The sequence below is a fragment of the Amnibacterium sp. genome (assembly GCF_051956055.1).
GTDB lineage: Bacteria > Actinomycetota > Actinomycetes > Actinomycetales > Microbacteriaceae > Amnibacterium.
Genome location: NZ_JBQCGC010000116.1, coordinates 1 through 2,728, shown reverse-complemented (window position 1 = coordinate 2,728; position 2,728 = coordinate 1). Strand labels below are relative to the sequence as shown.

Sequence of the window (2,728 nt, the reverse complement as noted above, 5' to 3'; positions counted from 1 at the left end):
CCTCTTGAGGCCCGTGCGGTCTCTGTGTCCTTGCAGGCGCGGGGCGTGGCCCGGGACTGCCCACCCACGAAGGGTCAGAGGCCGAGCAGGGGTCGGACGGCGCGGCGGAGGGCGTCGAGGGTCGCCGTGGTCGCCGCCCGGCGCGCAGCCGCCGTGTCTGCCTCCGACACGACGTCGAGGTAGACCTTGAGCTTCGGCTCGGTACCGGAGGGGCGCACGATCACCCGCGCGCCCCCGGCGAGGTGGTACCGGAGCGCGTCCGTCGGCGGCAGGTCGCCGCCGGCCGACAGGTCGTCCGCGGCGAGCACCTCGAGGCCGCCGATCGCCCTCGGCGGGTCCCTGCGCAGCCGCGCGGTCATCGCGCCGAGCGCGGCGAGGTCGTCGACACGGATCGAGACCTGGTCGGAGTCGAAGCGCCCGATCTCGGCCTCGATCTCGGCGAGCAGATCGAGGAGCGTGCGACGCTCCTCCTGCAGCCCGATCGCCGTCGCCAGCGCCGCGACGAGGGCGGAGATCCCGTCCTTGTCCCGCACCACCTCCGGGTCGACGAGGTAGCCCAGCGCCTCCTCGAACCCGAACCGCAGCCCCGGCACGCGGGAGATCCACTTGAAGCCGGTCAGCGTCTCGACGGCGGTGAACCCGAAGCGGTCCGCGATCCGCCCGAGCCCCGGCGTGGAGACGATCGAGCACGCGAGCGTTCCGCCTGTCGGACCCGCGGTCGACGCGATCCGCCATCCGAGGAGCAGCCCGACCTCGTTCCCCGTCAGCCGCCGCCAGCCCCCCGGGCCCCGCAGGGCGATCGCGAGCCGGTCGGCGTCCGGATCGTTCGCGAGCACCAGACCCGCGCCCGACCGGTCCGCGAGCGCCGTCGCGAGGTCCAGCGTGCCGGGCTCCTCGGGGTTCGGGAAGGGCGCGGTGGGGAAGTCCGGGTCCGGAGTCGCCTGCTCGGGGACGACGGAGGGGGAGGGGAGCCCCGCTTCGGCGAGCACGCGCTGCACCGTCTCGAGCCCCACACCGTGCATCGGCGTGTAGACCCACTCGAGGACGCCGGAGGCGCCGGCTGCGACACCCGCGGTCGCCGCCACGTAGCGGTCGAGGATCTCGTCGCCCGCGCGCAGCACCGCGCCGAGGTCACCGCCGTCCGCGCCGGCGCCCTCCGCGACGACCGCCTCGATCGCGGCGAGCACATCGCGGTCGGCCGGTGACACGAGCTGCGACCCGCCGTCGGCGCCGCCGAGGTACAGCTTGTAGCCGTTGTCCGGCGCCGGGTTGTGGGAGGCCGTGATCATGACCCCTGCGGAGACGCCGAGGTCACGGACCGCGAACGCCAGCACGGGTGTCGGCAGTGCGCGCGGCAGCAGCGTCGCCCGGATCCCCGCGGCAGCGAGCACCGCGGCGGCGTCCTCCGCGAAGACGCGCGAGTTGTGCCGCCCGTCGTAGCCGACGACCGCGGTCGGGGCGGTTTCGCGGGTCAGGAGGAACCGCGCGAGACCCGCGGACGTCTGCCGAACGACCACCCGGTTCATCCTGAGCGGTCCGGCGCCCAGCGCACCGCGCAGGCCCGCGGTGCCGAACTCGAGACGGCCGCCGAACCGGGCGGCGAGCCCGGCCTCGTCGTGGGCGTCGAGCAGTGCGGTCGTCTCCGCCCGCGTCACCGGATCCGGGTCGATCGCGAGCCAATCCCCGGCCGCCGCCTCGAGCGGGGTCATCGGGTCGCGAGGTCTTCCGCGATCCGGTGCGTGATGCGCGACAGGAGGTCGGCGAGGCGCTCCTCCGCGTTCCGGCCCGCCTCCAGCACCTCCTCGTGGTTCAGCGGGCTGTCGGAGATGCCGGCGGCGAGGTTCGTGATCAGGCTGATGCCGAACACCTCGACTCCCGCCTCCCGGGCCGCGACGGCCTCGAGCGCGGTCGACATGCCGACGATGGTGCCGCCGATCGCCCGCGCCATCCGCACCTCTGCGGGCGTCTCGAACTGCGGGCCGCGGAACTGCACGTACACGCCCTCGTCGAGGTCCGGCTCGATCTCGCGCGCGAGGTCCCTGAGCCGCTTCGCGTACAGGTCCGTCACATCGACGAACGTCGCGCCCTCGAGGGGCGACGCGGCGGTCAGGTTGATGTGGTCCGAGATGAGGACGGGCGTGCCCGGCGTCCACGACGGGTCGATGCCGCCCGCGCCGTTCGTCAGCACCATCACGCGCGCGCCGGCCGCGGCGGCGGTGCGCACGCTGTGCACGACCCTCCTGACGCCCTTGCCCTCGTAGTAGTGGGTGCGTGCGCCGATGATCAGCGCGTGCCGCCCGTTCGGCAGCAGCACCGAGGTGAGGGTGCCCGAGTGCCCGGGGATGCCGGAGGCGGTGAACCCCGGGATCTCCTCCGCGGGGATGCGGGCGATGACCTCGCCGAGGCGCTCCGCGGCGCGCCCCCACCCGCTGCCGAGCGTGAGGGCGATGTCGTGCCCCTCCACCCCCGTGCGGCGCGCGAGCTCCGCCGCGGCGAGCTGCGCGACCGCGGTGGGCGGGGTCGAGGGGTCATCGAGCGACGGCACGGCCATTGCTGCAGCCTATTGATGCGTCGGTGTGGTCTCGAGGCGGCTTCGCCGCACCGCCCCCCCCCGGGGGGTCGCGGCGCCCCCCACCGTCCGCCGGTGGGGGGGCGGGGCGGGCGAGCCACGATTCCCCACCGGCGCCTAAATTGGGAGCCGCAATGGGCGTGCCGTCGCGCGGTTAAC

At 74.8% G+C, this 2,728-nt stretch carries 2 protein-coding genes; both read right to left on the bottom strand.

Features of this window, described 5'->3' with window-relative positions; genetic code table 11:
- Positions 1–74: 74 nt before the first annotated feature.
- Positions 75–1,709 (bottom strand): phospho-sugar mutase, encoded by a 1,635-nt coding sequence (locus ACTHLI_RS15965; RefSeq protein WP_440185760.1) that lies wholly within the window; start codon positions 1,707–1,709, stop codon positions 75–77.
- Positions 1,706–2,551: a purine-nucleoside phosphorylase gene (locus ACTHLI_RS15960; RefSeq protein ID WP_440185758.1), complete on the bottom strand. Its 846-nt coding sequence runs from the start codon at positions 2,549–2,551 to the stop codon at positions 1,706–1,708. Before ACTHLI_RS15960 ends, ACTHLI_RS15965 begins: the two co-directional genes overlap by 4 nt.
- Between the last annotated feature and the right edge of the window lie 177 nt (positions 2,552–2,728).

Coding starts and splice junctions, on each gene's coding strand:
- ACTHLI_RS15965 (WP_440185760.1), bottom strand. CDS start 1,709: ATGACCCCGCTCGAGGCGGCGGCCGGGGATTGGCTCGCGATCGACCCG.
- ACTHLI_RS15960 (WP_440185758.1), bottom strand. CDS start 2,551: ATGGCCGTGCCGTCGCTCGATGACCCCTCGACCCCGCCCACCGCGGTC.